This window comes from Xanthomonas sp. SHU 199 (assembly GCF_000364665.1).
In the GTDB taxonomy this organism is placed as follows: Bacteria; Pseudomonadota; Gammaproteobacteria; order Xanthomonadales; family Xanthomonadaceae; genus Xanthomonas_A; species Xanthomonas_A sontii.
In genome coordinates this window covers 1-2,148 of sequence record NZ_AQOI01000147.1, presented here as the reverse complement: position 1 = coordinate 2,148, position 2,148 = coordinate 1, and the positions used below count along the sequence as shown (strand labels likewise).

The following is a 2,148-nucleotide window of genomic DNA, read 5'->3' as shown; positions in this document are numbered from 1 at the left end:
GAGGCTGCGCCCGTACCCTCATCCGCCCCTGCGGGGGCACCTTCTCCCAAGGGGAGAAGGGAAGCGCCGACTACCTCAGTGCAACGGCACACTCAAGAACGACGGCGTCGCCGCCGGCGAGCTGAAGCTCACGGTGCCGCCGAAACGGCTGGCCGAGGTGTAGCGCGGATCGGTGGTGTCCACCACCAGCACCAGGCGGCGGCCGGCCGGGATCTCGACTGCGGTTGCCTGCAGCGCCAGGTCGAGCGTCACCGGTGTGCCCGGGGTCGCGTTGCGCAGGGTGTACGGCACATGGCTCAGCAATTGCGCCGAACCCGAGCCGTCCATGCTGTAGAGATAGGCGAACAGCGACACATTGGACTGGCTCGGGGTCACCGTCAGCCGCAGCGAGGGCGCGCCGGCCAGGCGCTTGTCGCTGGACAGCACCGGGCCGCTCCACACCGCGGCGCCGGCGCGGCTGACCAGCGGGATCGAGGTGGTCACCGGCTGGCCGAGGCCCTGCAACAGACCACTGACCATCACCACGCCGGAATCGGCCAGCGTCGGCACGCCGGTGGCGATGCGGTAGTTCCAGCCGCTGCTGTTGCCGCTGGTCAGCGATCCGGTCGGCAACAACAGGCCGCTGGGGCCGGTCAGGCCGTAGCGGGTGGCGCCGGCCTGTACGCTGTTCCAGTCGGCATAACTGAGCCAGGTGCCGCCGAGGGTCGACAGCTGCACCGGCGCTTCACGGTCCACGCCGTTTTCACGGCCTTTCAGGTAGCGGTCGAACCAGCGCGTGGCCTCGGTATACACCTGATTCGGCAGGCCCAGCGCGCCCGGCAGTTCGGCAGTGGCGTGGTCGCCCTGGCTGAACATCAGGTGCTTGGGCACGCTGAGCCGGTTGTACAGGTTGATGTACTGGTTCGGCGGGAACAGGCCGTCGTTGAATGCATTTGCCAGCAGCACCGCCGGGCCGTTGCGGTTGAGCGCCTGCACCTCGTTGATCACTCCGCGTTCGGCCGCCTTGGGCAGGAAGCCCTGCACCGCGCCGTCGTAGTCGCCCACCGCCACGTGCGCGGTGATCCGCGCCAAGTCCGGACCGGGCCGGCCGGTGGCGGCACCGGCGGCAACCAACAGTCCCACACCCTGTTGGCTCACGGTGCTGTTGGCGTACAGCGAGGCCTGCAGATCGGCCCAGCCGCTGAGCGCGGCCACCGCCTTGATGCGCGGGTCGCGCGCGGCGGCGAGCAGGCTGGTGCCGGCGCCGTAGGAGATACCCGAGACACCGATCGCCTTGGCGTCGGCCGGGGTGTTGGCCAGCGCCCAGTCGATCACTGCGCTGACGTCCTCCACCGTCGGTGCCCCGGCGATGTCGATCAGCCCCTGCGAATCCCAGAAGCCGCGCGAGGTGTAGCTGACCACCACGTAGCCGTCGTTGGCCAGTTCGCTGGCGCGGCCCACGTATTCCAGGTTGGGCAACGACCAGCTGGCCGGCATCACCACCAGCGGGAACGGCCCCGGCCCCTGCCCTTGCGGCACCAGGACGAGCGCGCCGAGCTTGGTGCCGTCGAAACTGGGAATGCTCTGGTACTGCTTGGTGAAGCCGGCCGCGGCCGCGGCGGCGGAGAACACCAGCAACATCGCGCCGAGGGCGATGCGACGTGACACGGACATGCGCATGGACTGCCTCCCAAGCGGCGCCGGACCGGAATGGCCGGCTGCCGGAACGGTACTGCCAGAACGGTGACAAGCGCTCGACACGAGGCCGGGCAGGCGGACCGTACCACCGGGTACGGGCGATATTCACGCCGCAGTGCGGCACAGTATGGAAGGACCTTGGCGGGCGACCCGAACGTGCTGGCGCCGCAGCCGGTGGCCGGCGCGCGCCCAGGCCGCGCGGCTCAGCTCAAAAAGTGCTGGTAGCCGCTTCGCGGCGGCTGCCACCGCTGGCCGTCGGCATCGCGCACCGCGATGCCATTGCCGGCAACGATGCGCCCGATCGGCGTCGCCGTGACCCCGACCGCCTGCAGCGCCTGCAGCGCCTGCACGATCGCCGCGCGCTGCGCCGGGTCGGCGGTGAAGCACAGTTCGTAGTCGTCGCCACCGCCCAGCTGCCAGGCGTGCACCTGCGCAGGGTCCGCGTCGGCCGGGGCGGCGACCGCCGGCAGC

The 2,148-nt window shown here is 70.5% G+C and carries 1 protein-coding gene and 1 pseudogene; both read right to left on the bottom strand.

Annotated features, from left to right (window positions below):
- Positions 1 to 75: 75 nt before the first annotated feature.
- Positions 76 to 1,659: a CocE/NonD family hydrolase gene (locus D183_RS0106795; RefSeq protein ID WP_017908343.1), complete on the bottom strand. Its 1,584-nt coding sequence runs from the start codon at positions 1,657 to 1,659 to the stop codon at positions 76 to 78.
- Positions 1,660 to 1,880: 221 nt separating this feature from the next.
- A pseudogene (locus D183_RS24165) lies at positions 1,881 to 2,148 on the bottom strand (thiamine monophosphate kinase); the annotation flags it as partial.

Bases quoted from the DNA above. Each gene is read 5' to 3' on its own strand.
- D183_RS0106795 (WP_017908343.1), bottom strand. From the start codon at position 1,659: ATGCGCATGTCCGTGTCACGTCGCATCGCCCTCGGCGCGATGTTGCTG.